The organism is Rhizobacter sp. P2_H2 (genome assembly GCF_056403375.1).
On sequence record NZ_JBFUFP010000017.1, the window covers coordinates 1 to 26,425 of the forward strand.

Sequence of the window (26,425 nt, forward strand, 5' to 3'; positions counted from 1 at the left end):
GCGACCAGGCGCTGGACGAGTACCTCGACGCCCACGGCTACGGCCGCGCCTTCCGCGAGGACCACCTCTACCCCATGGCCGCGGCGATCTGGTCCGCACCGGCCGCTCAGGTCGGCCGCTATCCCGTGGCGGCATTCGTGCGCTTCTGCGAGAACCACGGCCTGCTGCAGGTCAGCGACCGGCCGGCCTGGCGCACCGTGACCGGCGGCAGCCGCGAGTACGTGAATCGCCTGTGCCACCGCTTCGAGCGGCGCATGCTGCTGGACCATCCGGTGCTGGAAGTGCGCCGCGATGCAGAAGGCGTGCGGCTGCGCACCCGCCACGGCTGGTGGCCCGAGCGCTTCGACCAAGTCGTGCTGGCCACGCATGCCGACATCTCGCTGGCCCTGCTCGAGAACCCGTCGTCCGACGAGCAGCGCCTGCTCGGCAGCTTTGCCTACACCCGCAACCTGGCCGTGCTGCACCGCGACCCGGCGCTGATGCCGCGGCGGCGGGCCGTGTGGTCCAGCTGGAACTACCTAGCCCAGCGCGGCAGCGGCAAGCCGCCGACCGTCAGCTACTGGATGAACCGCCTGCAGCCGCACTTACCGCAGGACGCGGACAGTGCGCTGTTCATGACGTTGAATCCGCCTCTGCCGCCGCGGCCCGAGCTGCTGATCCGCTCCGAAATCTACGAGCATCCGCTCTTCGATGCCCAGGCCATGGTCGCGCAGCGCGAGCTCTGGAGCCTGCAGGGCGTCCAGCACAGCTGGTTCTGCGGCGCCTACTTTGGCGCGGGCTTCCACGAAGACGGGCTGCAGGCCGGCTTGGCCGTGGCCGAGGCCCTGGGCGGCGTGCGCCGGCCCTGGCGCGTGCCCCGGGAGTCCGGCCGCATTCATCTGCCGGCGGCGGTGCCGGCATGAGCATGACCGCCTCGGCGCTCTACGTCGGCGGCGTGATGCACCAGCGGCTGCGCCCGCGCCGCCATCGCCTGGCCTACCGGATCTACAACCTGCTCCTGGACCTCGACGAACTGCCCGTGCTGGACCAGCGCCTGCGCTGCTTCTCGGTCGACCGCTTCAACCTCTTCAGCCTGCACCGCCGCGACTACGGCGACGGGTCCGACACCGACCTGCGCACGCAGATCGAGGCACAGCTGCGTGCGGCCGGTCTGCCGACGGGCGGCGCCATCCGGCTGCTGACGCTGCCGCGCCTGCTGGGCCACGGGTTCAACCCGCTGAGCGTGTGGTTCTGCCATGCGCCGGCCGATGGCGCGCTGATGGCGCTGATCTACGAGGTCAACAACACCTTCGGCCAGCGCCACAGTTATCTGATCCCGGTGAGCGCCGCACAAGCCGGCGCTGCCGTGATCGACCAGGGCTGCGGCAAGCAGCTCTACGTCTCGCCCTTCAACGCCATGGCGCTGCGCTACCGCTTCCGCGTGGCGCCGCCGGGCGAGGCCGTGTCGGTCGGCGTGAGTGTGCACGACGACGAAGACGGCGCCGTGCTCAACGCGCGCCTCGACGGCACGCGGCGCGAGCTCGGCGACGCGGCACTGCTGCGCGTCTTCCTCACCCATCCGCTGCTGACGCTCAAGGTCGTGGCTGCCATCCACTGGGAGGCGCTGCGGCTCTGGCTCAAGCGCGTCCCGTTGCAGCCGCGACCCGAAGCACCGGCATGCGAGCTCACCATCGTTTCAACAGACGAACGCACACTATGACGCCCACCCCATCCGCAGCGCGGACTGCCGCAGCCCCGGCGTCGGCGGGTTCACCACTGCCGCTGCTGGACCGCCTGCTGCGCCGCACGCGCTTCGGCCATCTGACCCTGACCCTGCCCAACGGACGGCGCCTGGAGGCGCACGGCACCGAACCCGGCCCGCAGGCCAGCCTGCAGCTGCAGCGCTGGCGGCCGCTGTGGCGCCTGGCACTGCAGGGCGACCTGGGCTTGGCGCTTGCCTACCGCGACGGCGACTGGGACAGCCCCGACCTGCTCGCGCTGATGGCCTTCGGCGTGGCCAACGAGGCCGCATGGGGCTCTGTGCTGCAAGGCCGCGGCCCCGGCCGCTGGCTGGCGCGCCTGGCCCATCTGGCGCGCGCCAACACACGCCGCGGCAGCCGCCACAACATCGCCTGCCACTACGACCTGGGCAATGCCTTCTATGGCCAGTGGCTGGATGAGAGCATGCTGTATTCGAGCGCGCTCTACGACGATGCAGCGCCGGCCGACACGCTGGAGGCCGCGCAGGCGCGGCGACTGCAGCGCATCGTGCAGATGCTCGACGTGCCGGCCCAGGCCGAGGTGCTGGAGATCGGCTGCGGCTGGGGCACGCTGGCAGCCACGCTGGCACGCGACAGCGGCGCCCGTGTGACCGGCGTGACGCTGTCCACCGAACAGCTGGCTTTCGCCCGCGAACGCGCCGCCGCCTGGGGCGTGGCCGAGCGCGTGGAGCTGCGCCTGCAGGACTACCGCGACGTGACGGGCCGCTTCGATCGCATCGTCTCCATCGAGATGATCGAGGCCGTGGGGGAGGCCTACTGGCCCACCTACTTCGACATCTTGCGAGAGCGGCTCAAGCCCGGTGGCGTGGCCGTGCTGCAGGCCATCACCATGGCCGATGCGCACTTCGAGTCCTACCGCCAAGGGGCGGACTTCATCCAGCACTGCATCTTCCCTGGCGGCATGCTGCCCTGCCCGCGCGTGCTGCGCGAGCAGGCCGAGCGCGCCGGCTTCGTCGTGGAGGAGGTGCAGACTTTCGGCACCGGCTATGCGCGAACCCTGGCCGAGTGGCGGCGGCGCTTCCTGGCCCGCTGGTCGGCCATCGAGCCGCTGGGTTTCGACGAGGCGTTCAAGCGACTCTGGACCTACTACCTCTGCTATTGCGAGGCGGGGTTCGATGCCGAGAAAGTGGACGTCGCGCTGTACAGGCTCAGTCGGCAGAGTTGAACCAGACTGGCGATGACGCTGACCTGGAAAGTCCGGCGCTGGGCAATTTTTTGGCCGTGTAGTGGCGCTCATCGCGTGACGGTCGGAAGTCAGGCCGCAACGCTGCAGCAGCTGTACGCGCCGCTGCGCGTCGAATGTCATGTGATGTGCAGAGCGGTCACCCAGGCTACCGGCTTCGAATGACTCTGAACAGCCTGGAGCCGCCGTCCGCACAAGGCTTSCGACGCCGGCTTTGCAGAGCGGACGACTGCTCTATGCGGGTCTAGGGGGCGGTTGCCATTGGAGCGGGCTCCGGCAGGATCTCAACGAAGCCGTCGCCACCATGGACCCGAATCAATTGGCCGTCGCGGATCAACCGGGTGGCGCCCTGCACGCCGACGACGGCGGGCAAGCCGTACTCGCGCGCGATGACCGCACCATGCGTCGTCGGCCCGCCGACTTCTGTGACCAACCCGGCGATGGCGACGAACAAGGGTGTCCAGCTCGGGTCCGTGAAGGGCGTGACCAGGATGTCACCGGGTTGCAAATCGGCCCGCGCCGCATCAAGGACCACCCGGGCCCGGCCTTCCACGCTGCCCGCGGACACCCCCATGCCGACCAGCGCACCGGCGGGCAAGTCGTCACGGCGGTGAACCCCGGCGACCGCCTCGCCTTCCGAGGTCAATACACGGGGTGGGGTCAGTGCCGAATGCCATTCGAAGGCTTGCTTGCGCTCGCGTATGAGCTCGCGATCGGCCTTCTGCATGCGGACGGTGTCCTGGAGTTCCTCGAACCTCAGGCTGAAGATGTCGTCCACACCGTCGATCACGCCGGCCTCGACAAGGCGCCGCGCCTCCTCGAGCAGCGCCTGCCTGTAGACGAACCAGCGGCACATCCAGGCGTACTTCGGGTATTCGCGATAGCCGGCCAGCGCGCGAGCCCGGTCGATCATCTTCTTGACTTGCATGGCCTTGTGCTCGCCATCGGGCAGCGCGCGCAGGCGGTCGAGCACCTCAAGCTCCTTTTGCCGCGCGCGCTGCAGGCCTTCTTCGAATCGGCGCCGCCCGGCGCCAGGCTCGAAGTTCCTGATGTTGACCAGCAGCATCGGCAGCATCAGCGACGGCCTCTCGCGCCAGCGCGGCCGGGCCACATCGATCTCGCCGATGCAGCGCATGCCGTACAGCTCGAACCACCGCCGGATGGCCCGGCCTGCTTCAGGACCACCCGGCAACTTGTCCAATCCGTCCAGGAAGCGGTCGTCGCCGGCCTGCTCCAGAAAGGCGACGAGATGCCGATGCGGGCGAATCTCATCGGCGACGTCCATCAGCGCGAGCCCCATCTCGGTCGTCACGTTGCCGGGTACAGACAAGGTCAGCGTGTCGGCTGCGTTCTKCTCCCCCAGCCACGCCTTCAATTGGTCGTTGAGCCACCACTGCGCCTCGACCCCCGCGAAGATGAGCTTGATGCTCTGCGGCGCCGACTGCGATTTCCTGAGCTCCTGGATGTCGCTCGAGATGAAGTCCAGCAGCGCGTTGCCGGCCTTCGTGCGGATGTCACGCTCGGCCGCCGCGATGGAGACGCGGTACGCCTCGATCATGTCTGCGGCCCATGACACATCGACTTCCTCTTCCGACGCGTTGCTTGTCGGTCGCGCGGGTTGAGGGGTCCGGTCGCGTACCCTCGGGATGAAGTCGCCGCGCTGAAGCAGGGTCTCGATGGCATCGCGCACGAGAGGGTCGCCTCGTTCGAGCATGGCCAGCTGGCTCGCCCGCTGGCTCGGCGATGCCAGCGCCTGGCTGATGTCCACGAACAATCGCCCGCCCGCATCCTGCATGCGGGGATTCATCAGCTGCCACAGCGAAATGCCAAGAGGCCGCAGCGGGTCGGTCATCATCTGTTGATGGCCCACCGACACGTAGACGTGGTTCTCGCGGTCGGTCGCGGCAGGGACGGGAAACAGCGTCGTGATGGAACGGCTTTGAACGAAATGGAAACCGTTGTCCTGGAGACACCATTCGATGTCCTGGGGCCAGCCGAAGTGCGCTTCGATGCGACGGCCGAGCTGCACGAGTTCCAGCGCCTGCGCGTCGGTGAGGGCCGGTTGACTCTGCAATGCGGCGGCGACCGCGTGCTGGCGCGTGCCGCCCTCCGGCAAGGCCAGGACGGCCAGCTTCTTGTCGCCTGTCGTCCTCGTGGCGATCTGCCCGTCCCTCACCTTGTAGTGGTCCGGAATCACCAGTCCACCCACCAGCGCCTCACCCAGCCCAAAGCTGGCGTCGATGGCAGCCACCTTGCGGTTGGATGTGACCGGATCGGCGGTGAACAGGACGCCCGCCACGCGCGGGACGACCATCCGCTGGACCACCACGGCCATCAGCACCTGGCGATGGTCGAGGCCATTGCGCAGCCGGTAGGCGACGGCACGCTCGGTGAACAGCGATGCCCAGCATCGGCTGATGTGCCGCAGGATGCTTGCACGCCCGACGACATTCAGATAGCTGTCCTGCTGACCGGCAGACGATGCGGTCGGCAAGTCCTCCGCCGTCGCGCTGGAGCGGACCGCATACGCAGCGTCCTCGCCAAGGACCCGGAGCCCGGCGGTGATCGCGTCGACGAGGTCGCCGGGAATCGCGGCGACCTCGACGGCATGGCGGATGTCGGCGCTGGCGGACCTGATCTCTTCACGATCATCAGCCTTCAGGCCTGACAGGCGATCCAGCAGGTCGTGCCAAGTCGGCACTCCGGAAAGGATGCGCTGAAAGGCCTGGGTCGTGACGCAGAACCCGTCCGGAACGTGAATGCCCTCGATTCGCGCCAGTTCTCCAAGATTGGCCCCCTTGCCGCCGACGGCCTTGAGCTGCGATCGATCGGTGTCCGCGAATCGCAATACATAGGGGCCCGTAGGTGCTGCGGTCGATGCCATGACTTGTGCTCTCATCTGCCGTTGAGGGGCCGGTTGGCCATCACTTTCCATCCAGAAAGGCAACCGCGGCCTTGGCCACGGCCTCAGTCGCCAGCAGGTTGTAGTGCGTCGTGTCGGGGATGACGGCCCACTGGCCCGCCGGCCGCTGCGAGCCGTCCATGCCTGCGTCCTGCCGCCCGCCGCCGAGCAGCTTGTAGAACTCCACCATGTGCTCGGGCCGCATCGCGTCGGCGTCGGCGAACACGAGCAGCGTGCGCGCCTTCACGGCGGCGAGTTGGGCCGTCCAGTCGTAATCGTGGCTTTCAAGCTCGCCGATCTTGCGCAGCAACGCCTCCCACTTCACGTTCGGGTAGAGCTTGGCCATGGGTGACTGGGCGATGTTCTGCGCAATCATCGGCGCATGCGCCGCCATCGCGTCGAACGCGGCGATCACCTCGGGGTACCAGCCGGCACGCTTGAATACTTGCGACACCACCACGAGCCGGTCCACCAGCCCGGGGTGGCGGACCGCCACCTGCTGCGCCACGCCGCCGCCCAGCGAATAGCCCATCACGTCGATCTTCTTCAGGCCGAGGTGACGGGCCAGCGCGGCCACGTCGTCGGCCATGTCCTCGAAGCGAAGCGGACGCTCCACGTCCGGCGTGTGGCCGTGGCCTTGCAGGTGCACAGCGATGACCTGGCGCTGCGCGGCCAGCGCCGCCAGGTTGGGCCCGAACGCCTCGCTGGCCGACACGCCGCCGTGCAGCAGCACCAGCGGGCGGCCGCTGCCGTGGATCTCGTAGTACAGGTTCACGCCGTTGACGGGAGCGTGGGCGGAACGGTTGGCGTCGGTCATGGAAACTCCTGTGGGGGTGGGGGAAGTGGAAGCAGTAGTGGCCGCCTTGGCCGTGAAGGGGAGCGCGGTCAGCGCAGGAAGGGTGAGCAGCGAGAACATCTGACGTCGGTGCATGCGGGTCTCCGGGTTGATGGGGTGCAACCCTCCCTGGCGGCTCTTGCGAGTCACCACGAAGGCAGGTCGGGGGAGGGAAAGGCGCCTGGGCCGTTTTGCGCGGCTAGCGCTTCGCCCGGCCTGGCGGCGGCTGAGCGAACGTCATCTGCAAGTAGCGGCGCAAGTGGTCCAGGCAGTCGGCAGCCACGGCCGGGTCGTGCTGCGACTTGGCCAGCACGAAAGCGCCCTGGATCACCGCCTGGGTGAACATGGCCAGGCTGTGCGCGCTCCAGTCGGCGTCCGGGATGTGCGCGGCACGTGCGGCCTCGATATCGCCTTCCAGCGTCGCGGCGTGCTGTTCGATGTGCCGGCCTGCGCTTTCGCTCAACTGCGGATGCGTGCTGTAGGTCTCCTGCGCCAGCATGCCGAACAGGCAGGTGAAGGCCGCCAGGTCGCCCTGCATCGCGCCTTGCCGGAAGTCGATGTAGCCCAGCAGCCGCTCCAGCGGGTCGGCATGCGACCTGTATGCGGCTCGCGAAAACATCGAGTCCGCCCGGGACGCAAAACGCTCCGCCGCGGCCATGGCCAGGTCTTCCTTGCTGGCGAAGTGGTGGAAGAAACTGCCCTTGGTGAGCCCCGTCTCGGCGCAAACGTCCTCCACCCGCAAGGCCGTGTAGCCCTTGGTGCGGATGAGCAGGATCGCGGCATCGAGCAGGCGCTCCCGGGACGTCGGGGTTGAGGGCGCTGCGGGTGTCGAGGAGGTTGCCATGGCGTGTCGTGTTCGTGTCCGTACCGGTTGGTATGGGCCATACATACCAACCGGTACGGAGTCAATGAGATTTGTTCACCAGTGCGCTGACGACAGCATGAAGCGAAGCTCGCGTGCCGTTTCCTGCGGGCGCTCTTCGGGAAAGAAGTGCCCTGCATCGATACTGCGGCCGCTGACCTCTGTCGCCCGCCGGCGCCATAGGGCCAGCGGTCCTCCCGCGTCGACATACCACTCGGCCAGCGCGCCGCGGCCGCTCCACAACACTTGAAGGGGGCAAGCTATTTGACGCCCCGCCTTTTTGTCGGCTGCGTCGTGCTCCCTGTCCAACGACGCAGCTGCGCGGTACTCCTCGCAGATGGCGTGTGCACGCGCTGCATCCCGGAGAGCGTCGGCGCGATCCCACGCTTCGCCGGTGGGCACCACGTCCAGCACCGCAAGTGCCGCACATTGCCGCGGGTGGTCGAGCGCCAGGCGATACGCGACACGGCCACCGCGGTCATGCCCTGCCACAGCGAACCGCGTGTGACCCAGAGTGGCCATCAACTCCACCATGTCCTGCGCCATCGCCCGCTTGGCATAGGCTTCATGCTTGGGGTCCGACGCCGGGCAGCCACTCGAGCCGTAGCCACGCAGATCGGCGCAGACCACAAAGTAGTCGCGGGCCAGCATCGGTGCAAGCGTCCGCCACATCAACTGTGATTGTGGAAATCCGTGAAGCAACAGCACGGGGTGACCCGCTCCTGCCCAACGCGCGTGAATACGCGTCGAGCTGGTCTCGAACGTACTCTCAGCGAAATCGCCAAAAACCATCAACTCCACCTTCGCTCTCCGGTGCTGCCGACTACCACAGCAGGGATCCGGCAACGGTCGGCTGATCGACCCCGACCACACCGACCTGGAAAAGGGGCTGGTCAGGCGGGGCGTCGATCGAGTGCGTTGGCGCGTCGGCCTTGGCCGGGTACCAAACCGTGATGCGCAGATCGGTGCGGTGGTCCGCGTCTCGGACCGCAGCACTGGGTTGATGCGCAAGCCGATGCTGCTCGCCTGCGGTTGCGAACGCGGGCAGAGCGGCAAGAAGGGAAAGCGCCGCTGCGAAATCGATGAGTGCTTTCATCGCTCTTGCTGTCGAGGGTTGGCATCACGCGGCTGTGGAGCGCACAGTCCGTCGATGTAGAAATCGAGATGCCGGTGAGCAAGCGAGCGCTCTTCGCTTGATGGCAATCCCATTGCCAGCGGCCGTGCAAAGCGCGTCAGCGCGAACACGATGTCGCGCTCGGAGAGATCAGCGCGAAGTGAACCGCCCTGCCTGGCGCGCGCAACGAGAGATTTCATGAGCTTCGCCGCGCGGGAGCGAAGATCGTTCCAGTCTCGTTTTTCCAGCAGTGGATGAATGATGTTCACCGCCCCGATCCCGTTGTCGAGCGCCACGTGCATGTACTGGCGCAGCGTTTCGACGCCGTCGGGAACCGATTCAACGAGGGCTTCTCCAGCATCGATGGTCTTTTCCAGTACGTGACGAACGGCGGCATGGAGAAGGGACTGCTGATCGGGGAAATGCCTGTACAGGGTTGCGATGCCCACCCCGGCGCGTTCAGCGACAGCGTCTCGCACCGGCTCGCCGCCCACCTCCAACACCAGCTCGATCGTGACTTCAACAAGCCGTTGTCGATTCTTTTGGGCGTCAGCCCGCATCACATGCCCAGTCTGTTCGCCGATCCATAAACGGAGAATATTCCTCCGTTTGGTGGCGTGTCAAGCGTCGAGAAGATCGCGCTGAATCCTGATGGGGTTCAAGGTCACAGCCCTGGGCATCAGAGGATCTCAAACAGTTCGTATTCGACGGCGCCCGGGGCGCGAGCGCCAACGCCGACCGAGATGACGCCATTCAGCCAGGCATGCGCCGGCGATGAGGTCTCGAAAACCGGGGTGATGCGGAGGTAGTATTCAGACGGATCAACGTGCTCACCGCGCGCCAGGCGAACCGCAACATCGGCACTTGCACGGCGCACGCCGCCATAGGTCATGAGGATCTTGGCTCCATCGTCCGTCAGCAGCAGCATGCGGACGTCCTGCCGGAATGTCCCGTCCTGACGTGCAATCAACAGGTCGGATCCGATCAGGGGAGAGATTTCGCCCCGCAGTCGTTCGCCTGCAAAACTTCCGCCGGATACGGCAAAAATTTGGCGCCCTCCTGCGGGGCACGGTCCGAGATCGATCGGCGAATGGACCTCAATGATCAGTTTGAACAGCGGGCGCACCTGCAGGGACATATCGAAGCTCCGATTCATGGGACGAGATCCGCCCCTTCCGGGCAAGATCTTCCTGGGGCAGCGGGAATGCGCAAAACGAGCTTTTCTCTGAGGTAGCACAAGCTGAGCTGAACATGAGCCCTTCACTGGAATCACTCCGCATCCTGGAAATTTGCGTTTCCTGTGCGAGCTTCGCGCGGGCCGCGGATCGACTGCATCTGACTCCGGCAGCAATCAGCTTGCGCATTCGCGCGCTGGAGGAAGAACTGGGCGAGCGTCTTTTCGTTCGGCAAGGTCCGCGGGTCATCCCGACGCCGGCTGCGGAAAAACTGGCTGCTGGCATCAGGCGCGCGCTGGTTGAGATCGCTTCAGCACTGGAGGCATTCCGTGCCGAAGCGCTGGTACTGCGTGTGACCGCGCCGCCGTCCTTTGCCGCGCGCTGGCTCGCACCTCGACTGGCAAATCAACCCGTTGGCGCCGTAGAGCTCGATGTCTCCACCGGGCTTCGCGAGCCAGCGGCCTTTGACCTCGCCATCAGGACTGGTCGCGGGCCATGGCCTGGACTGAAGTCACATCGGTTGTTCCCAGTGAGGCTGACCCCGCTCGTCTCGCCGGCATTGCTGCGCGGACTGACGATCACGACGCCGCTGGACTTGGCGCACCTCGTCCTGCTGCCGCACCCGGATTGGCGACGGTGGTTCGAGAAGACTTTGGGGGCGGTGCCGGAGCGACTGATGTTCGCCAAAGTTGACTACCCGAGTCATGAGTTGAACGCCGAAGCGGCTTGCGCTGGTCAAGGTGTAGCACTAGCGCCGCCGGAGTTCTTCACTCCGCTGATCGAAGGCGGGCAACTCGTCGCACCATTCGAATTCGTGCTGGAAGGTCCCGACTGGCATTTCGCCCTCATGCACGAAAACGATGCGCGGCCGGCGCCGCACGCTTTCTGTCGTTGGTTGTGCTCGCAGGCCGAGACGTTTGCTTCTGATCTTGCGTCTGCACCCCGGTAGCCAGAGAGGCCTGAGTCAGAAGGGCAGCACGCCTTGCGGCGCGACTGGCGTCCACAGGCCGTCAGTCCTTCAGTCGAAAGTACCTGCCACGAAGGACGCCTTGACCGTGATCAGCCACTCCCCCTCAATCTTGTGCAGGACGAAGTGATCGTTGAACAACTTCTTGCCGATCCGCACTCTCACGTTTGCCGTTGAAAGGGAATCGGAAACGTGCTCAACCGAGAGGATCGCTTCGTCCCTCGGCGCGTCAGTCGAGCGGGGACTCGGCCTCCCATGGATGAGCGACGCATAGTCCTGCGAGGACAGGGTGTTCAGCCGTCCGCCGTCAAGCCACTGCACAAAGCAGCTCGGATGGAAGACTTTGTTGAAGTCACGGCTCTTCGGCTCATAGGCCAGCTCGAAATAGTCCTCGATCAGAGCGGCTACGGCTTGGGTCTGGGTCATCGCGGGCCTTCATCATTTGTTGAACGATCCGTATAGTGAGGAATCCTTCCGGACTCGGCTACAGCGAAGCGGTTATCGCTGCCATTACCCAAACACATAGACCATGGATGACCTGGATGGAGGGCTTGTCATCGGCCTGCTGACGCTGAATGCGGTCGCCGAATCGAAAAGCTTTGGTCGGGCCGCTTCCCGTCTGGGCAAGACACAGCCTGCGGTGAGTCGCTCCATCCAGCGATTGGAGGACCGCCTTCACGCCAAGCTCGTGCATCGCACAAGCCGACGCGTTGAAGTGACGGACGCCGGCCATGCATTGCTCTCGAAGGTACTGCCCMTTCTCCAGGGGTTGGAGGATGCGACGATCGGCGCCGCCGACCAGGCCTCGGCCGTCAGCGGCACGCTGCGCGTCGCCTGCGATGCGCGGTTTGCCGGGCTCGTGTTGGCGCCGGAGCTGGCGAAATTCCTGGCGGCCCACCCGTCTCTCCAATTGAGGCTGGAGACGCGGAACGAACTCTCCGACCTGGTGAGCGACGGATTTGATCTTGCTGTCCGGTTTGGGCCTCCGTCGGTCTCGACCTTGGTCTGCCGCCGTCTCTACAGTCCACGCGTTCTGACCGTCGCCGCGCCGTCCTATCTGGCGCAACGGGGTAGGCCCAGCTCCCCGCGGGATCTGGTGGATGACGGTCATGAATGCATCAAAGCCATCGATCCCGCCACCGGCAGGCCTTTCGAGTGGGCGTTCTGGCGTGGCGATGAGAAGGTGACGGTGGCCGTCAGCGGCAGCCTGACGGTCACGGACGCCGGAACCAAGATTGGGGCCTGCCTCGCAGGCTACGGGATCGCTCAGGTGATCGACCTCGGGGTCGACACGCACGTGAGAGCGGGCACGCTTGAGCCCATCTTGACGGACTGGCCTGACGAGACTTTTCCGCTCTATGTCTACTATCCCGGGCGCGCCCACGTTCCAGCCAAGGTCAGGGCATTCATCGATTTTGTAGTCCGCATGATGGCCAGGGCCCAACCCGGGAAGGACGCCTTCCAACCGTCAGCAGGGCCGTAGCTCCAAGCTCAGCGGTCCACCGCCGATAGCTTGGGCGCGGCCTCTGGCCTGTAGGCCTGCCAACCGCTGCCACTACAAATCTGCCGCCGCCTCCAGGCTGAGCTGAATACTCGCGCCTGTCATCCATGCATTACTTAGATCCGACGGACATTATTTGTTGGAGTCACGGGCCGCGAAGCTCGAGGGCTCACTCCACCGTCACGCTCTTCGCCAGGTTCCGCGGCTTGTCCACATCCGTCCCCCGCGCACACGCCGTGTGATACGCCAGCAACTGCAGCGGCACCACGTGCAGGATCGGTGACAGCGCCCCGTAGTGCTCCGGCATCCGGATCACATGCAGCCCTTCGCTGCTCTCGATCCGCGTATCCGCATCGGCAAACACGAACAGCTCGCCGCCGCGTGCCCGCACTTCCTGCAGGTTGCTCTTCAGCTTCTCCAGCAGCGCGTCGTTCGGCGCGACGGTCACCACCGGCATCTCGGCCGTCACCAGCGCCAGCGGCCCGTGCTTCAGTTCGCCGGCCGGGTAGGCCTCGGCGTGGATGTAGCTGATCTCCTTCAGCTTCAGCGCGCCTTCGAGCGCGATCGGGTAGTGCAGGCCGCGCCCGAGGAACAGCGCGTTCTCCTTGCGCGCGAACTCCTCGCTCCACGCGATCACCTGCGGCTCCAGCGCCAGCACCGCCTGCACCGCCACCGGCAGGTGGCGCAGCGCCTTCAGGTGCTCCTGCTCCTGCGCATCGCTCAGGTGCCCGCGCACCTGCGCCAGTGCCAGCGTCAGCAGGAACAGCCCGACCAGCTGCGTGCTGAACGCCTTCGTCGATGCCACGCCGATCTCGGCGCCGGCGCGCGTGATGTAGGCCAGCTCGCATTCGCGCACCATCGCGCTGGTCGCCACGTTGCACACCGTCAGCGTGTGCTTCATGCCCAGGCTGCGCGCGTGCTTCAGCGCGGCCAGCGTGTCGGCGGTCTCGCCGCTCTGCGTGATCGTCACCACCAGCGTGCGCGGGTTCGGCACGCTGTCGCGGTAGCGGTACTCGCTCGCGATCTCGACGCTGGTCGGGATCTTCGCGATGCTCTCCAGCCAGTACTTCGCGGTCGAGCCGCTGTAGTAGCTGGTGCCGCAGGCGAGGATCAGCACCTGGTCCACGTCCTTGAAGATCTTGTAGGCTCCATCGCCGAACAGTTCGGGCGTGACGCTCTCCACCGCATCGAGCGTGTCGGCGATCGCGCGCGGCTGCTCGAAGATCTCCTTCTGCATGTAGTGCCGGTACGGGCCCAGCTCTGCCGCGCCGGTGTGCGCCTGCACCGTGCGCACCTCGCGCTGCACCGCCTTGTACGCGCGCTCGGCCGTGCGGCTGGTGATCCACACCTTGCCGAGCTGCAGGTCGACCACGTCGCCCTCTTCCAGGTAGACGATCTGGTCGGTGACGCCGGCCAGCGCCATCGCGTCGGAGGCCAGGAAGTGCTCGCCGCTCTCCTTGCTGCCGATGCCGAGCACGAGGGGCGAGCCCTCGCGCGCACCGATCACCCGGTGCGGCTCGTCGCGGCAGAACACCGCGATCGCGAACGCGCCGCGCAGCTGCAGCGTCGCGCGCTGCACCGCATCGAGCAGGTCGCCGTCGTACAGGTGGTCCACCAGGTGCGCGATCACCTCGGTGTCGGTCTGGCTGTCGAACACGTAGCCCTTGGCCTTCAGCTCGGCGCGCAGCTCGTCGTGGTTCTCGATGATGCCGTTGTGCACCAGCGCGATCCGCCCGGCCGACGCCGCCTTCGCGCCCGGCCCGGCCGAGAAGTGCGGGTGCGCGTTGTGCACCACCGGCGCACCGTGCGTGGCCCAGCGCGTGTGGGCGATGCCGGTGCCCGACTGGATCTCGTCGCTGCGCACGTTGGCTTCGAGCTCGGCCACGCGCGAGGTGCTGCGCGCCCGGCGCAGCTGGCCGTTCTGGTGGACCGCCACGCCGCAGGAGTCATAGCCGCGGTACTCCAGGCGCTTCAACCCTTCGATCAGGATCGGAACGATGTTGCGGGTGCTGACGGCGCCGACGATGCCACACATGGGAGTTCTCTCTGGTGAAACTGGGATGGGGCGAATCGTAGGCAGATTGATGTGGTGAATGGTTGCATATACTTGATGAGTATGAAATTATTGGCCACGAGTATCAATAATCGATTGAATATTTCACTGGTAGATGACAAATGGCTGAATCTGACAAAAAACTGAGCCTGGACCCCACCGACTTGAGGGTGTTGGAGCTGTTGCAGAACGACGCCTCGCTGTCCAACCAGGACCTGGCTGCCGCCGCCCACACMTCGCCGGCCACCTGCCTGCGCCGCGTGAAGCGGCTGGTCGAGGCCGGCGTCATCGAGCGGCGCGTCGCCATCCTGTCGCCCGAAAGGCTCGGCGCCGGGCTCACGGTGCTGGCCGAAATCACGCTCGATCGCCAGGGCGCCGAGCACCTCGCGGCCTTCGAGGCGCGCGCGGTGGCCGAGCCGGCGGTGCAGCAGTGCTACCGCGTCTCGCCAGGGCCGGATTTCATGCTGGTGATGCAGGCGCCCGACATGGCGGGCTACCACGCGCTGGTGCAGCGCCTCTTCACGCAGGACGCCAATGTGCGCAACGTGAAGGCCTTCTTCAACGTGCACCGCGCGAAGTTCGAGCCGCGCATCGCGCTGCCGGTCATCGCGTGAGCGCGCGCGCCCAGTTCTGCGCCCAGCGGTCGAGCGGGCCCAGTTCGTCCAGCAGCCCGAGGCCGCGCGCCGTCAGCGCATAGCCCTCGGGGCGCAGCTCCAGCAGCTGCGCCTCGCGCAGTTCCTTCACGCGGCTGTTCAGCAGCGTGGGCGACGCCCCGCCCATGCTCTGCTGCAGCGCGCGGAAGTTCTGCGGCTGCCCGTCGCGCAGCTCCCACAACAGGCGCAGCGTGCCGCGGCGGCCCAGCAGATCCAGCAGGGCCATGATCGGCCGGCCGCTGGCCGAGCCGCGCACGCGCGTGCCTGGCAACGGGGTCCTCGGGCGGGGCGATGAAGTCGTCACGTCGGCGACTATGCCATGCCGGTTTCGGTGCCAGGATCCGTTTGCTACTATTTCTGTAGCAGCAAGGAGATCGCCATGACACCGACCGAAGCCTCCACGAACCCGGCCGCCCGCATTCCGCCGGTCAGTGCGCCGTACGAGCCCGAGCTCGACGCCCTGCTGCGCCGCATGACGCCGCCCGAAGCCGTCGACGTGCTGCAGCTGTTCCGCGTGTTCGCGCGCCACCCGCTGCTGGCCGAGCGGTTGATGCCGTGGGGAGGCTTCATGCTCGGCCGGCACGCGATGCTGCCGCTGCGCGACCGCGAGGTGGTGATCGACCGCGTCTGCGCGCGCTGCGGCGCCGAGTACGAATGGGGCGTGCACGTGGCGGCATTCGCGAAGGCCGCCGGCTTCACACCGGCGCAGGTGGTGGCGATCGAGCGCGGCCACGCCGATGACGCAGCACTGACCGAACGGGACGCGCTGCTGGTGCGCCTGGTCGATTCGCTGCACGACACCGCCGATGTCGATGACGACCTGTGGGCGCAGCTGGCGGCAGTGTGGAGCGAGCCGCAGCTGCTGGAGCTGCTGCTGCTCGCCGGCTGGTACCGCGCCATCTCGTACGTCTGCAATGCGGCGCGGGTGCCGCTGGAGCGCTGGCAGGCGCGGTTCGGCGCTAGCGTTTGACGATGACCAGGCCCTTCAGGTAGTCGCCTTCGGGGAAGGTGATCGTCATCGGATGGTCCGGCGCCGCGCCGGTGCGCGCATAGACCAGCCCGTCGACCTGCGCATCGAGCCCGGCACCGGCGACGATCTTGTGGAACAGGTCGGGGCTGATGCCGCCCGAGCACGAGAAGGTGAACAGCACGCCGCCCGGCTCCAGCAGCATCAGCGCGAGCCGGTTGATGTCCTTGTAGGCGCGTGCCGCGCGCTCGGCGTGCGACACGGTCGGCGCGAACTTCGGCGGGTCGAGCACGATCGCGTCGAAGCGCCGGCCTTGCTGCAGCATCGCGCGCAGCGTCTGGTTCACGTCGGCGTCCAGCGTCTCGTGCGCTGCATCGTCGAAGCCGTTGCGCAGCACGTGCGCCCGCGCCCGCTCGAGCGCCGGGCCCGACGAATCGACGCTCGTCACCTGCGTCGCGCCGCCGGCGAACGCGGCCACGCTGAAGCCGCCGGTGTAGCTGTAGCAGTTCAGCACGCGCTGCAGGCCGAAGTGCCGCACGGTGTCGGCGAACAGCTTGCGGCTGTCGCGCTGGTCGAGGTAGTAGCCGGTCTTGTGGCCCTCGGCCACGTCGAGGCTCAGCTGCCAGCCGTGCTCGCGGATCGTGACCTCGGTGGCGCCGTCGCCGCGCAGCCAGCCGGTCGACGGCTGCAGGCCCTCGAGCTCGCGCGAGTTCGCATCGCTGCGCTCGTACAGGCGCGCGAGGCCGGTGGCCTTCAGCAGGTGGTCGGCGATCGTCGCCTTCCAGCGCTCGGCGCCGGCCGACAGGAACTGCGCGCTCAGCGTGTCGCCGTAGCGGTCGACGATCAGGCCCGGCAGCCCGTCGGCCTCGCCGTGGATCAGGCGCACGCCGTCGCTCGCGATCGGCAGCCGCGCGCGGATCGCGATCGCCTGCTCGATGCGACGCAGGAAGAACGCGCTGTCGATGCGCTCGGCCTCGTCGAAGCTCCAGGCGCGCACGCGGATCTGCGAATGGGGGCTGCAGGCGGCCCAGGCCAGGAACCTGCCGTCGTGCGCCTGCACGCGTACCGTCTCGCCGAGGTCGGCCTTGCCGCCGGCGATGCTGCCCTCGAACACCCAGGGGTGGCGGCGCTGCAGCGAGCGCTCCTTGCCCTCGCGTACTGTGATTGTCTTCATGCCCCGATTGTCGGCGACGCGGCGCGCCGCCCCCCGGGATGGGGGAGAGATCGACAGGCTAGGGATGTCGATCGCTCCAGGCGCCGCCTAACTTGGTTTCAGCGCGCGGTCCGCGCGCCGTTCCACACATCACCTGGTTGCCAAGGAGGCCCCGCCATGCCCACGCTCAAGAACCTGGCCGTGCTCGACACGTTCATCCTCAAATGGTTTCGCGAATGCACGCCCAAGATCCTGGTCGTCACCGACGGGCTGAACTTCAGCGTCGGCGACGACTTCGGCCTGACCCGCTTCGTCGACGCACTGCGCACGAGCACCGTGCACGCGATGACGCCGATCGTGCGGACCGCGCTGTACACGCCGGGGGCCGCCAGTGCCGCGACGCTCGACACGACGACCCAGCACATCAGCAACTTCCAGTTCACCGACGCGGCGCATGGCCTGCTGAAATCGCGCTACGACGTGGTGTTCCTGCTCGCGATCACCACCGAGGGTGGCGCCGGCCTTGCGCAGGAGCCGGGTGGGCAGGCGGCGATCGTCAATTTCATGCAGCAGGGCGGCGGGCTGTTCGCCACCGGCGACCATGAAGACCTGGGCGCCGCGATGTGCATGACGATCCCGCGCGTGCAAGGCATGCGGCGCTGGGCCGCGGCCGACACGCCGAGCGGCGGCGGCATCGACCGGCTGACCACCACCGCGCCCGGCGCCAACGACGTGTTCGAGTTCGCCGATCAGTCCRATGCATTGCCGCAGCGGCTGTACGTGAACTTCCGCACCAGCTTCGGCGTTGGCGTCGCGCACCCGGTGCTGCAGGTGCCGGGCGCCGCGCCGGCGCGCGCGATCGAGGTGTTCCCCGACCACCCGCACGAAGGCGAATGCCGCGTGCCGGCGGTGCTGACCGGCAAGCTGCCCGACGGCGTCACCGACGAATGGCCGATGGCCACCGGCAGCACGCAGCGCGTCGTGCCGGAGGCGATCGCGCTGACGGTGTCCGAGGGCAATGCGTTCCCGGGCAAGGCGGCGGTCGCGCCGCGCTCGTTCATCCCGGTCTGCGCCTACGACGGGCAGCAGGCCGAGGTGGGCCGCGTCGTCACGGATTCGACCTGGCATCACTTCGTCAACGTCAACCTGGTCGGCCTGACCGGCCGCAACCTCACCGACGTGCACCAGTACTACCGCAACCTCGCGAGCTGGCTGATGCCCAGGCATGTGCGCCGCTGCTGGCGCTACCCGGTGCTGATCCGCGAGCTGGTGCGCTACCCGCTGTTCGAGGAAATCCGCCTGGAGCCGGTGGAAAGGTTCGACGGCCCGGCGTTGCATGCACTGGGCGAGAAGGTGGAAGACGCGCTGCAGCGGCGCTTCACGCGGGCCGACGTGGCGGCGATGGTCGGCGACGCGCTCGACGAGATGCTGGATGCCCGCTCGCGCAAGCTGCTCGACGGCTTCCACGGCCGCTACGGCGAGGTGTCGTCGCGCGACACCGGCCTTGCGGCGCTGGGTGCGTTGACGCTGGCCACCGGCAACACCGCGCTGCAGCTGCAGGAGAAGGGCGAGGACGTGAAGGACGCGATGGGGCTGTTCGACGAGGCCGCGGCGAAGGCGCTGCGGCTGGGCATCCAGCGCTACCTGGGCGATGCGCGCGAGGGCTTGCGCAAGCTCGACGAGGTGATCGGGGCCGTGCTGCGCTGATCAGGGCTTGCGCCTGGCGCGCGGATGCGCCGCGTCGTAGACCTTCGCGAGGTGCTGGAAGTCCAGCTTCGTGTAGACCTGCGTCGTCGAGATGTTGGCGTGGCCCAGCAGCTCCTGCACCGCGCGCAGGTCGCCGCTGGATTGCAGCAGGTGCGATGCGAACGAATGCCGCAGCATGTGCGGGTGCACGTGCGTCGGCAGCCCGGCCTGCAGCGCGCGTCGCTTCAGCCGCGAACGCACCTGGCTGTCGGTCAGGCGGGTGCCGCGCCGGCTCACGAACAGCGCCGGCTCGCCCGGATCGGCCAGCGTGCCGCGCAGCGCCAGCCATTGCGCGAGCGCCTGCAGCGCCGGCCCGCCCACCGGCACGCTGCGGCGCTTGCGGCCCTTGCCGAGCACCTGCGCCTCGGCCTCGGCGGCGTCGATCCAGCCGGCCGCCTCGCCGCTGGCCCGCACGTCCAGCCCCACCAGTTCGCCGACGCGCAGCCCGCAGCCGTACAGCAGCTCGACGATGCACTGGTCGCGGGCAGCGAGTGCCGGATCGGTGTCGTCGTCCTCGCGCGGCTCGGCCAGCGCCACCGCCTGGTCGACCGGCAGCGCCTTCGGCAGCGGCTTGGCGGCTTTCGGGGCGCGCACGCCGTCCACCGGGTTCATCGGCACCACGCCCTCGTGGCCGAGCCAGCGGTAGAAGCCGCGCCAGGCCGACAGCACCAGCGCGATGCTGCGCGAGCCCAGGCCCTGCGCATGCAGCTGCGCCGCCCAGCGCCGCACGTGGTGCACCTGGGTGGCGCGCAGCGACACCGGCTGCGCCTGCGCGAAGGCCTGCAGCCGCGCGAACGCATCGCGGTACAGCACGAGGCTGCGCGGCGCGAGCCGTCGCTCGGATTCGAGGTGGACGAGGTGACGCTGCAGGTCCGCGTCGAGTGCGGCGGACGGTGCAGTCATCGCGCGGGACCGGCCCAGGCCTTCAGGCGATCGGCAGCAGCCGCGACAGGCCGGCGCTCGCGATGTCGCCGATGCGCGACAGGAACTCGGTGCCCATGTCGGCGCTGTAGCGCGTCGGGTCCGGCGAGGCCAGCACCAGCATGCCGAAGGCCGGGTCGTCCTGGCGCACGCGCAGCGGGATCAGCGCGAGCGACATCACGGTCGAGACGTCGGCCAGCCACTGGGCCGCCTCGAAGCCGGAATTGACGCCGCAGTACGGCTGCGAGAGGCTGGCCGCGAAGCTGCGGGCATCCTCGCTCACCGCCTTGGCGAACGGCAGCACGTTGAACACGTCGGCCGCGCCCCAGATGCGGATCGCCGACTGCGGGATCATGAACTGGTGCTTCAACTCGGCCACCAGCACGTCGGGCAGGTCGCCGGGGTTGTGCGTCAGCATGATCGCGCGCGTCCAGCGGTGCAGCTTGTCGGCGATCGAGACGTTCTCGGTGCCGTGGCGGATCATCTCGATGATGCGCAGCTCGAGCCCCTTGTTCTTCTCGCGCAGCATTTCCATCTGCCGCTCCTGCAGCGACACGGCACGCTGCCCGTGCGGGCTGGTCAGCTGGACCGCTGCCAGCAGTTCGGCGTGGCGCTCGAAGAAACCCGGCGTGTTGGCCAGGTAGTTCGCGATGTCCTGTTCGGTGATGCCTTGGATGCTCACGGGTGGGCCCTTCTACGTCTCTACAGATGGATCACGCCGTCGAAGACGGTCGTGGCGGGGCCGGTCATCAGCACGGGCTGTTGAAGGTTGCCGGCGGCACCTTGCCATTCGATCGTGAGTCGGCCGCCGCGCGCATCGACATCGACGCGCGCATCCAGCAGGCCCATGCGGATGCCGGCGACCACGGCCGCGCAGGCGCCGGTGCCGCAGGCGAGCGTCTCGCCGGCGTCGCGCTCGTGCACCCGCAGCCGGATGTGCGTGCGCGACAGCACCTGCATGAAGCCGGCGTTCACCTTGCGCGGGAAGCGCGCATGCTGCTCGATCAGCGGGCCCTGCGTCGCGACCGGTGCGGTGTCGACATCGGCCACCACCTGCACCGCATGCGGGTTGCCCATCGACACCGCAGCCACCTCGACGGTGCCGGTGCCCACCGGCAGCGGCCACAGCGCGAAGCCGTTCAGCTCGCGCGGCGCCAGGCCGCTGGCGTCGAAGGGCAGCGCGGGCAGGTCGAACACCGGGGCGCCCATGTCGACGGTGACGCGGCCGTCGTCCTGCATGCGCAGTTCGAGCACCTGACGAATCGTCTCGACGCGGATCGTCGTCTTGGTGCTCAGGTTCTTGTCGTGCACGAAGCGCACGAAGCACCGTGCACCGTTGCCACACTGTTCCACTTCGTCACCGGTGGCGCCGTTGAAGATGCGGTAGCGGAAATCGATGCCGGGCGTCGCGCTGGCCTCGACCACCAGGATCTGGTCGGCGCCGACGCCGAATCGCCGGTCGCCCAGTGCGCGCAGCTGCGCGGCATCCAGCGCCAGCGGCGCCGCGGTGGCATCGAGCACGACGAAGTCGTTGCCGGCCCCCTGCATCTTCGTGAACTGCACTCTCATGGGCGGGGATTATCGCCGCGCGCCATGACAGCGGGCCGGGCAGGGTCGCCGTTCATCCCGGCCATCTGCCCGCCAGAACCCGGTTTCTCGAAAACATCTGGCCGCCTGCAAAAGGCCTGCACAAAGCGTGGCGAGCATGCCGAACCATGCCGGAGGCGATCGTCGCGCCGGCTGTTCCTTACGGGAGACGCGATGGACATGAACACCACTTTTTCTGGCGATGACACCGGCGCCCGCTGCGGGCCGCTGACGCGCGCCCCCGCCGTCCGGCTGAAGCTCGGCCGACGACGCCCGGTGCGCGCCGGCAGTCGACCCTGCACCTGCGGCCGCGCCTTCGCGCCGCCGTTGCGCGCCGACAAGCGCTGGCGCCTGGGCGGCGTGCCCTGCCTGATCCTGCGTCGGGAGGCGGTGCCATGCTGAAATTCCTGAAGCGATTTCGCCGCCGCGACGAGCAGGAGCCGATGTTCGTCAGCGTCCCCGGCGAACCCGTGCCGCCGACGACGACGGCACGCCAGCCCGATGAGGTGTCGTTGCTGGAATGGCTGCGCCTCGTGCTCGGCCACCTGTGCACCGAGGAGCGCCTGCGCTTGCAGCAGCGCGTGGTGAACGGCGTGCATGCCGGCGACGCTGTGCCGCAGGCGGTGCGCCATGCGCTGCTGGCCGAAGGCGGGCAGCAGGACGGCCAGTGGGCGATGCTGCTGGTCGGCGTCGACGAGATCGCCGACGTCGAGCGGCAGGGGCGCGAACTGGCGCGGGCCGCCGGCATTGCGGCGATCTACGGCTGGAACTGGCGCGAAGGGCGCGGCCGCACGCCGCGTGCGGCGCTGTTCGAACTGCACACCTGGCTGCTCGGCTTCGGCTTCTCGCTGCTGCAGATGGACACCGGCCGCCAGGAGCACGCGATGCTGATGACCACCGCGGGCGACGCCGAGGTCGCGCTCCGGCTGGGCAATGCGCTCGGCGCGCGGCTGACGCTGCCAAGGAGCGACTGAGCGGTGATCGCAGGCGGGGCGGGCGCCGCAGTCAGTACAGCGACGCCTCGCCCGCCGGCCGCGTCTTGAAGCGCTTGTGAACCCACAGGTACTGCGCCGGGTTCTTGCGGATCTCGTCCTCGATCCAGCGGTTCATCGCCGCGGTGTCGGCGACGGGATCGTCGCTCGGGAAGTGCGTGAACGGTTCGCCGAAGCGCACCCGGTAGCCCTGGCCGCCGGGCAGYATCTCGGCGATCACCGGCTGCACCACCATGCCGAGCGCACGCGCCATGCGCGACGGTGCGAGCAGCGTCGCGGCCGGCACCCCGAAGAACGGCACGAACGCGGCATCGCGCGCGCCGAAATCCATGTCGGGCAGGTTGAAGAAGGCGTGCCCCTTGCGGATCGCGCGGATCAGCGGCAACGCCTTGTCGCTGCGCGGAAAGATCTCCGCATGGTCGCCGAAGCGCATGCGGCCCTTGCGGATCGCCTCGTCCATCACCGGGTTGCTCTGCTGCTGGTACATCGAGCAGGCCGGGTGCTGCTGGAACAGCAGCGTCGCGACGCCGGCCACGTCCAGCCCCATGAAGTGCGGCACCAGCCACATCACCGGCCGCGGGCTGCGCTCGGCGAGCTTCACGTCGCCTTCGACGTGGATGATCCGCTTCAGCTGCGACATCGGCGCATACCAGAGCAGGCTGCGCTCGAGGATGCTGCGGCCCAGCCACTGGAAATGCTCGCGGGCGAGCGCGAACCGCTGCTGCGGGCTCCAGTCCGGGTAGCAGAGCTCCAGGTTGCGCAGCGCAACGCGCCGCCGCGAGCGCGCCAGCGCGAACAGCAGCCGCCCCAGCCCGCGTCCCAGCGCGGCCAGCAGCGGCAGTGGCAGGCAATGCAGCAGCCACATCGTTCCCAGCAGCAAGCGGGTTCCCATCGAGCGTTCTCTATTCTTTTTGCGCGGCGTCCGCCGGATGTTCGCGCGGCGCCTTGTATCGGTTGTAGCCCCACAGGTACTGGCCGGGGCACTGCAGTATCAGCTGTTCCATCGCCCGGTTGACGGCGCTGGCCGCCTCGGTCGGGTCGTCCGGCAGCGCGCCGGGGAATTCGAAGAAGCGCTGCACGTAGCCGGCACCGCGCGGCAGCCGCTCGCCCCAGGTCAGCAGCAGCGCGGCACCGGTCTGCTGCGCGAGCCGTGCCGCCAGCGTCATCGTGTAGGCCGGCTTGCCGAAGAAGGGTGCCCACACGCCCATGCCGTCGGGCGGCACCTGGTCGGGCAGCAGGCCGACCATCTCGCCGCGGCGCAGCGCGCGGATCATCTGGCGCACGCCCGACAGCGTGGCCGGCACCGCCTGCAGGTGCGGCCGGTCGCGGGCGGTCTCCTCGAGACGGCGCAGCCAGGCCTGGCGTGCCGGGCGGTACAGCACCGTGATCGGCTGCTGCGTGCCCCAGCGCTCGGCGATGGCCTGGGCCGTGATCTCGAAGCAGCCCATGTGCGGCGTGAGCAGCAGCACGCCGCGGCCGGACTCGAGCGCGCGGGCCACCAGCGCCTCGCCCTCGAAGCGCACCAGGGCGAGCACGCTGCGGTCGATCGGCCGCAGCCACAGCTTCGGCAGTTCCATCACCATGCGGCCGGCCGATGCGATCGCCGGGCGCCACGCGGGCCTGTCGAGCCCGGCCTGGGCGGCGTTTTCGACCATGCGGCGCCGGTAGCTGCCGGACAACGCGTAGCCCAGCCAGCCCAGGACGCCGCCGAGAAGATGCAAAAAGCCCAGCGAAAGCCCGGCAAACCAGCGCAATAGGGTTGTCATCTGTTTCTATAATCCCGCCATCGCCGAGTTATGAACTACTTGCGGGGCGATTCAAAAATCCTGCTAAAGCGTTCGCCGCTCGAAGAACCCTCAAGTCCGGCAACGCGGTTTTCAACCTTGCTGGAGTTTAAGAGTGTCGAACGACTTCCTTTTCACGTCCGAGTCCGTTTCTGAAGGCCACCCCGACAAGGTCGCCGACCAGATCTCCGACGCCATCCTCGACGCGATCTTCAAGCAGGACCCGCGTTCGCGTGTGGCCGCCGAGACGCTGACCAACACCGGCCTGGTCGTGCTGGCCGGCGAGATCACCACCAACGCGCACGTCGACTACATCCAGGTCGCCCGCGACACGATCAAGCGCATCGGCTACGACAACACCGAGTACGGCATCGACTACAAGGGCTGCGCGGTGATGGTCTGCTACGACAAGCAGTCCAATGACATCGCCCAGGGCGTCGACCAGGCGAGCGACGACCACCTGAACACCGGTGCCGGCGACCAGGGCCTGATGTTCGGCTACGCCTGCGACGAGACGCCCGAGCTGATGCCCGCGCCCATCTATTACGCGCACCGCCTGGTCGAGCGCCAGGCCCAGCTGCGCAAGGACGGCCGCCTGCCGTTCCTGCGCCCCGACGCGAAGAGCCAGGTGACGATGCGCTACGTCGACGGCAAGCCGCACAGCATCGACACCGTCGTGCTGTCGACCCAGCACAGCCCGGACCAGAGCGAGACGCCGAAGAAGATGAAGGCCTCGTTCAACGAAGCCATCATCGAGGAGATCATCAAGCCGGTGCTCCCGAAGGAGTGGCTGAAGGACACCAAGTTCCTGATCAACCCGACCGGCCGTTTCGTCATCGGCGGCCCGCAGGGCGACTGCGGCCTGACCGGCCGCAAGATCATCGTCGACACCTACGGCGGCGCCTGCCCGCACGGCGGCGGCGCGTTCTCGGGCAAGGATCCGAGCAAGGTCGACCGCTCGGCCGCGTATGCGGCGCGCTACGTCGCGAAGAACATCGTCGCGGCAGGCCTGGCGCGCCAGTGCCAGATCCAGGTGGCGTACGCGATCGGCGTGGCCCGCCCGATGAACGTGACGGTCTACACCGAAGGCACCGGCGTGCTCCCCGACGACAAGCTGGCCGCGCTGGTCAACGAGCACTTCGACCTGCGCCCGAAGGGCATCATCCAGATGCTCGACCTGCTGCGCCCGATCTACGAGAAGACGGCCGCCTACGGCCACTTCGGCCGCGAGGAGCCGGAGTTCAGCTGGGAAAAGACGGACAAGGCCCAGGCGCTGCGCGCAGCGGCGGGGCTGTAAGAGACGGCTTGTCAGACAGACGGGCCTGCGTGCAGTAGTGCGCGCAGCGCTGTCGGCGATCGCTACCGCGGCTTCAGCCGGCGGCGCGGCCCGCCGATATGCGGGACGAAGGCGTCGAGACCGGCGTCACCGGTCCTGCCCATGCCCCTCGCTCCTGCTGCTGCTTCCTCGCTGACCGTCCTCGTCGTCGACGACCAGCCCGGCGTGCGCGTCGCGCTCGTCGCGCAGCTCGATGCACTGGGCCACCGGGTGCTCGAAGCCGGCGACGCGACCTGGGCGCTGGAGCAGTTCCAGCGCCACCAGCCCGACCTGGTGCTGCTCGACGTCGTGATGCCCGGCCATGACGGCTACTGGCTGGCGCGCCAGATGCGCCAGGCCGAGTCCGGCCGCTGGACGCCGATCATCTTCCTGTCCGCGCGCGACCAGGAGCAGGACCTGTGGAAAGGCATCGAGAGCGGCGGCGACGATTACCTGGTGAAGCCGGTGTCGACCGTGGTGCTGGCCGCCAAGCTGCGCGCGATGACCCGGCTGCTGCAGATGCAGGCCCAGCTGATGCAGGTGTCGTCGGAGCTGCGCACCGCGAACCAGCGCCTGCAGCACCTGAGCGAACTCGACGAACTGACCGGCCTGATCAACCGCCGCGGCTTCGACCGCCTGCTGCATGCCGAGATCGGCGCCGCGCGGCGCGAGCAGCAGCCGCTGACGCTGGTGTTCTGCGACCTCGATGCGTTCAAGCCCTACAACGACACGCTAGGCCACGTGCAGGGCGACGATTGCCTGCGCCGCATCGGCGCGCTGCTGCGCGACGCCTGCCACCGGCCACGCGACCGCGCGACGCGCTACGGCGGCGAGGAGTTCGCGCTGATCCTGCCGAACACGCCGAAATCGGGCGCGATGACCTTCGCGCGCGCGATCCGCCGGATGCTGGCCGGCGTGGCGCTGCCGCACCCGGCCTCGCCGGTCGGCGGGCTGG

Annotated in this window: 29 protein-coding genes and 1 pseudogene; 14 read left to right on the forward strand and 16 right to left on the reverse strand. The window is 68.0% G+C overall.

All coding sequences use genetic code 11. From position 1 onward, the window contains the following. The 4 genes from AC1D15_RS02910 to AC1D15_RS02925 all read left to right on the forward strand — a co-directional run. The coding region (locus tag AC1D15_RS02910) for an NAD(P)/FAD-dependent oxidoreductase (RefSeq protein WP_477824846.1) at window positions 1–902 on the forward strand (902 nt) is incomplete at its 5' end. Further along, window positions 899–1,699, forward strand: coding sequence for a DUF1365 domain-containing protein (locus AC1D15_RS02915; RefSeq protein WP_477824847.1), 801 nt, complete (start codon window positions 899–901; stop codon window positions 1,697–1,699). The genes AC1D15_RS02910 and AC1D15_RS02915, both read left to right, overlap by 4 nt. Then, on the forward strand, window positions 1,696–2,925 hold the full coding sequence (locus AC1D15_RS02920) for a class I SAM-dependent methyltransferase (RefSeq protein ID WP_477824848.1): 1,230 nt from the start codon (window positions 1,696–1,698) through the stop codon (window positions 2,923–2,925). The genes AC1D15_RS02915 and AC1D15_RS02920 overlap by 4 nt, the downstream gene beginning before the upstream one ends. 12 nt (window positions 2,926–2,937) lie before the next feature. Beyond that, window positions 2,938–3,108: a hypothetical protein gene (locus AC1D15_RS02925; RefSeq protein WP_477824849.1), complete on the forward strand. Its 171-nt coding sequence runs from the start codon at window positions 2,938–2,940 to the stop codon at window positions 3,106–3,108. A gap of 79 nt (window positions 3,109–3,187) precedes the next feature. Here AC1D15_RS02925 and rph read toward each other — a convergent pair whose 3' ends face one another. From rph to AC1D15_RS02960, 7 genes are all read right to left on the reverse strand, one after another. Further along, complete coding sequence (gene rph / locus AC1D15_RS02930) at window positions 3,188–5,827, reverse strand: rifamycin-inactivating phosphotransferase (protein WP_477824850.1); 2,640 nt, start codon at window positions 5,825–5,827, stop codon at window positions 3,188–3,190. Window positions 5,828–5,867: 40 nt separating this feature from the next. Further along, entirely contained in the window at window positions 5,868–6,662 is a 795-nt protein-coding gene (locus AC1D15_RS02935) for an alpha/beta fold hydrolase (protein ID WP_477824851.1), read from the reverse strand. Between the two features lie 217 nt (window positions 6,663–6,879). Then, the gene (locus tag AC1D15_RS02940; protein WP_477824852.1) at window positions 6,880–7,524 is read right to left on the reverse strand and encodes a TetR/AcrR family transcriptional regulator; all 645 of its coding nucleotides are present in this window, start codon (window positions 7,522–7,524) and stop codon (window positions 6,880–6,882) included. Window positions 7,525–7,599: 75 nt separating this feature from the next. Beyond that, window positions 7,600–8,334: an alpha/beta fold hydrolase gene (locus tag AC1D15_RS02945; RefSeq protein ID WP_477824867.1), complete on the reverse strand. Its 735-nt coding sequence runs from the start codon at window positions 8,332–8,334 to the stop codon at window positions 7,600–7,602. A gap of 31 nt (window positions 8,335–8,365) precedes the next feature. Further along, entirely contained in the window at window positions 8,366–8,638 is a 273-nt protein-coding gene (locus tag AC1D15_RS02950; protein WP_477824853.1) for a hypothetical protein, read from the reverse strand. Continuing rightward, window positions 8,635–9,216 (reverse strand): TetR/AcrR family transcriptional regulator, encoded by a 582-nt coding sequence (locus tag AC1D15_RS02955; RefSeq protein ID WP_477824854.1) that lies wholly within the window; start codon window positions 9,214–9,216, stop codon window positions 8,635–8,637. Before AC1D15_RS02955 ends, AC1D15_RS02950 begins: the two co-directional genes overlap by 4 nt. Window positions 9,217–9,335: 119 nt before the next feature. Next, a complete protein-coding gene (locus tag AC1D15_RS02960; protein ID WP_047507931.1) occupies window positions 9,336–9,794 on the reverse strand; it encodes a DUF3237 domain-containing protein in 459 nt (152 codons plus the stop codon). Window positions 9,795–9,979: 185 nt separating this feature from the next. Here AC1D15_RS02960 and AC1D15_RS02965 point away from each other — a divergent pair. Together AC1D15_RS02965 and AC1D15_RS02970 are read left to right on the forward strand one after the other, a co-directional pair. Then, window positions 9,980–10,039, forward strand: a pseudogene (locus AC1D15_RS02965) (hypothetical protein); the annotation flags it as partial. A gap of 144 nt (window positions 10,040–10,183) precedes the next feature. Beyond that, window positions 10,184–10,780 (forward strand): LysR substrate-binding domain-containing protein, encoded by a 597-nt coding sequence (locus tag AC1D15_RS02970; protein WP_477824868.1) that lies wholly within the window; start codon window positions 10,184–10,186, stop codon window positions 10,778–10,780. Window positions 10,781–10,849: 69 nt separating this feature from the next. Here the strand turns inward: AC1D15_RS02970 and AC1D15_RS02975 are convergent, their stop codons facing one another. Further along, window positions 10,850–11,224: a nuclear transport factor 2 family protein gene (locus AC1D15_RS02975; protein WP_477824855.1), complete on the reverse strand. Its 375-nt coding sequence runs from the start codon at window positions 11,222–11,224 to the stop codon at window positions 10,850–10,852. Between the two features lie 103 nt (window positions 11,225–11,327). Between AC1D15_RS02975 and AC1D15_RS02980 the strand changes: the two genes are divergently transcribed. Further along, window positions 11,328–12,281, forward strand: coding sequence for a LysR family transcriptional regulator (locus tag AC1D15_RS02980; protein WP_477824856.1), 954 nt, complete (start codon window positions 11,328–11,330; stop codon window positions 12,279–12,281). Between the two features lie 187 nt (window positions 12,282–12,468). Here the strand turns inward: AC1D15_RS02980 and glmS are convergent, their stop codons facing one another. Next, window positions 12,469–14,334, reverse strand: a complete 1,866-nt coding sequence (gene glmS / locus AC1D15_RS02985) for a glutamine--fructose-6-phosphate transaminase (isomerizing) (RefSeq protein ID WP_477824857.1) — start codon at window positions 14,332–14,334, stop codon at window positions 12,469–12,471. Window positions 14,335–14,474: 140 nt separating this feature from the next. On the opposite strand from glmS, the gene AC1D15_RS02990 reads away from it, so the two are divergent. Continuing rightward, window positions 14,475–14,966 carry an Lrp/AsnC family transcriptional regulator gene (locus AC1D15_RS02990; RefSeq protein ID WP_465110598.1) on the forward strand — a complete coding sequence of 164 codons (492 nt, stop codon included), beginning with the start codon at window positions 14,475–14,477 and terminating at the stop codon, window positions 14,964–14,966. On the opposite strand, the gene AC1D15_RS02995 is transcribed toward AC1D15_RS02990, so the two are convergent. Continuing rightward, window positions 14,956–15,276, reverse strand: a complete 321-nt coding sequence (locus tag AC1D15_RS02995) for a winged helix-turn-helix transcriptional regulator (RefSeq protein ID WP_477824858.1) — start codon at window positions 15,274–15,276, stop codon at window positions 14,956–14,958. The genes AC1D15_RS02990 and AC1D15_RS02995 overlap by 11 nt on opposite strands. Before the next feature lie 108 nt (window positions 15,277–15,384). Between AC1D15_RS02995 and AC1D15_RS03000 the strand changes: the two genes are divergently transcribed. Continuing rightward, entirely contained in the window at window positions 15,385–15,975 is a 591-nt protein-coding gene (locus AC1D15_RS03000) for a carboxymuconolactone decarboxylase family protein (protein WP_477824859.1), read from the forward strand. On the opposite strand, the gene AC1D15_RS03005 is transcribed toward AC1D15_RS03000, so the two are convergent. After that, window positions 15,965–17,146 carry a class I SAM-dependent rRNA methyltransferase gene (locus AC1D15_RS03005; RefSeq protein WP_477824860.1) on the reverse strand — a complete coding sequence of 394 codons (1,182 nt, stop codon included), beginning with the start codon at window positions 17,144–17,146 and terminating at the stop codon, window positions 15,965–15,967. The two genes, AC1D15_RS03000 and AC1D15_RS03005, sit on opposite strands and share 11 nt — an antisense overlap. A 156-nt stretch (window positions 17,147–17,302) precedes the next feature. On the opposite strand from AC1D15_RS03005, the gene AC1D15_RS03010 reads away from it, so the two are divergent. Continuing rightward, on the forward strand, window positions 17,303–18,832 hold the full coding sequence (locus AC1D15_RS03010; RefSeq protein ID WP_477824861.1) for a hypothetical protein: 1,530 nt from the start codon (window positions 17,303–17,305) through the stop codon (window positions 18,830–18,832). On the opposite strand, the gene AC1D15_RS03015 is transcribed toward AC1D15_RS03010, so the two are convergent. From AC1D15_RS03015 to dapF, 3 genes are read right to left on the reverse strand one after another with little or no spacing between them, the layout of a single operon-like run. Beyond that, the gene (locus AC1D15_RS03015; protein WP_465110602.1) at window positions 18,833–19,774 is read right to left on the reverse strand and encodes a tyrosine recombinase XerC; all 942 of its coding nucleotides are present in this window, start codon (window positions 19,772–19,774) and stop codon (window positions 18,833–18,835) included. A 22-nt stretch (window positions 19,775–19,796) separates the two neighbouring features. Beyond that, complete coding sequence (locus AC1D15_RS03020) at window positions 19,797–20,474, reverse strand: DUF484 family protein (RefSeq protein WP_047507834.1); 678 nt, start codon at window positions 20,472–20,474, stop codon at window positions 19,797–19,799. Window positions 20,475–20,494: 20 nt separating this feature from the next. Then, a complete protein-coding gene (gene dapF / locus AC1D15_RS03025) occupies window positions 20,495–21,361 on the reverse strand; it encodes a diaminopimelate epimerase (protein ID WP_477824862.1) in 867 nt (288 codons plus the stop codon). A gap of 192 nt (window positions 21,362–21,553) precedes the next feature. On the opposite strand from dapF, the gene AC1D15_RS03030 reads away from it, so the two are divergent. Both AC1D15_RS03030 and AC1D15_RS03035 read left to right on the forward strand, forming a co-directional pair. After that, window positions 21,554–21,781: a hypothetical protein gene (locus AC1D15_RS03030; protein WP_477824863.1), complete on the forward strand. Its 228-nt coding sequence runs from the start codon at window positions 21,554–21,556 to the stop codon at window positions 21,779–21,781. Next, the gene (locus AC1D15_RS03035; protein WP_047507826.1) at window positions 21,775–22,353 is read left to right on the forward strand and encodes a DUF6630 family protein; all 579 of its coding nucleotides are present in this window, start codon (window positions 21,775–21,777) and stop codon (window positions 22,351–22,353) included. The genes AC1D15_RS03030 and AC1D15_RS03035 overlap by 7 nt, the downstream gene beginning before the upstream one ends. A 31-nt stretch (window positions 22,354–22,384) precedes the next feature. Here the strand turns inward: AC1D15_RS03035 and AC1D15_RS03040 are convergent, their stop codons facing one another. Both AC1D15_RS03040 and AC1D15_RS03045 read right to left on the reverse strand, forming a co-directional pair. Continuing rightward, the gene (locus AC1D15_RS03040; protein WP_477824864.1) at window positions 22,385–23,263 is read right to left on the reverse strand and encodes a lysophospholipid acyltransferase family protein; all 879 of its coding nucleotides are present in this window, start codon (window positions 23,261–23,263) and stop codon (window positions 22,385–22,387) included. Between the two features lie 10 nt (window positions 23,264–23,273). Further along, the gene (locus AC1D15_RS03045; RefSeq protein WP_477824865.1) at window positions 23,274–24,137 is read right to left on the reverse strand and encodes a lysophospholipid acyltransferase family protein; all 864 of its coding nucleotides are present in this window, start codon (window positions 24,135–24,137) and stop codon (window positions 23,274–23,276) included. A gap of 133 nt (window positions 24,138–24,270) precedes the next feature. On the opposite strand from AC1D15_RS03045, the gene metK reads away from it, so the two are divergent. After that, complete coding sequence (gene metK, locus AC1D15_RS03050; protein ID WP_047507819.1) at window positions 24,271–25,452, forward strand: methionine adenosyltransferase; 1,182 nt, start codon at window positions 24,271–24,273, stop codon at window positions 25,450–25,452. Window positions 25,453–25,593: 141 nt separating this feature from the next. Further along, window positions 25,594–26,425 (forward strand): GGDEF domain-containing response regulator (locus tag AC1D15_RS03055; protein ID WP_477824866.1); only part of this gene is annotated, 832 nt, incomplete at its 3' end.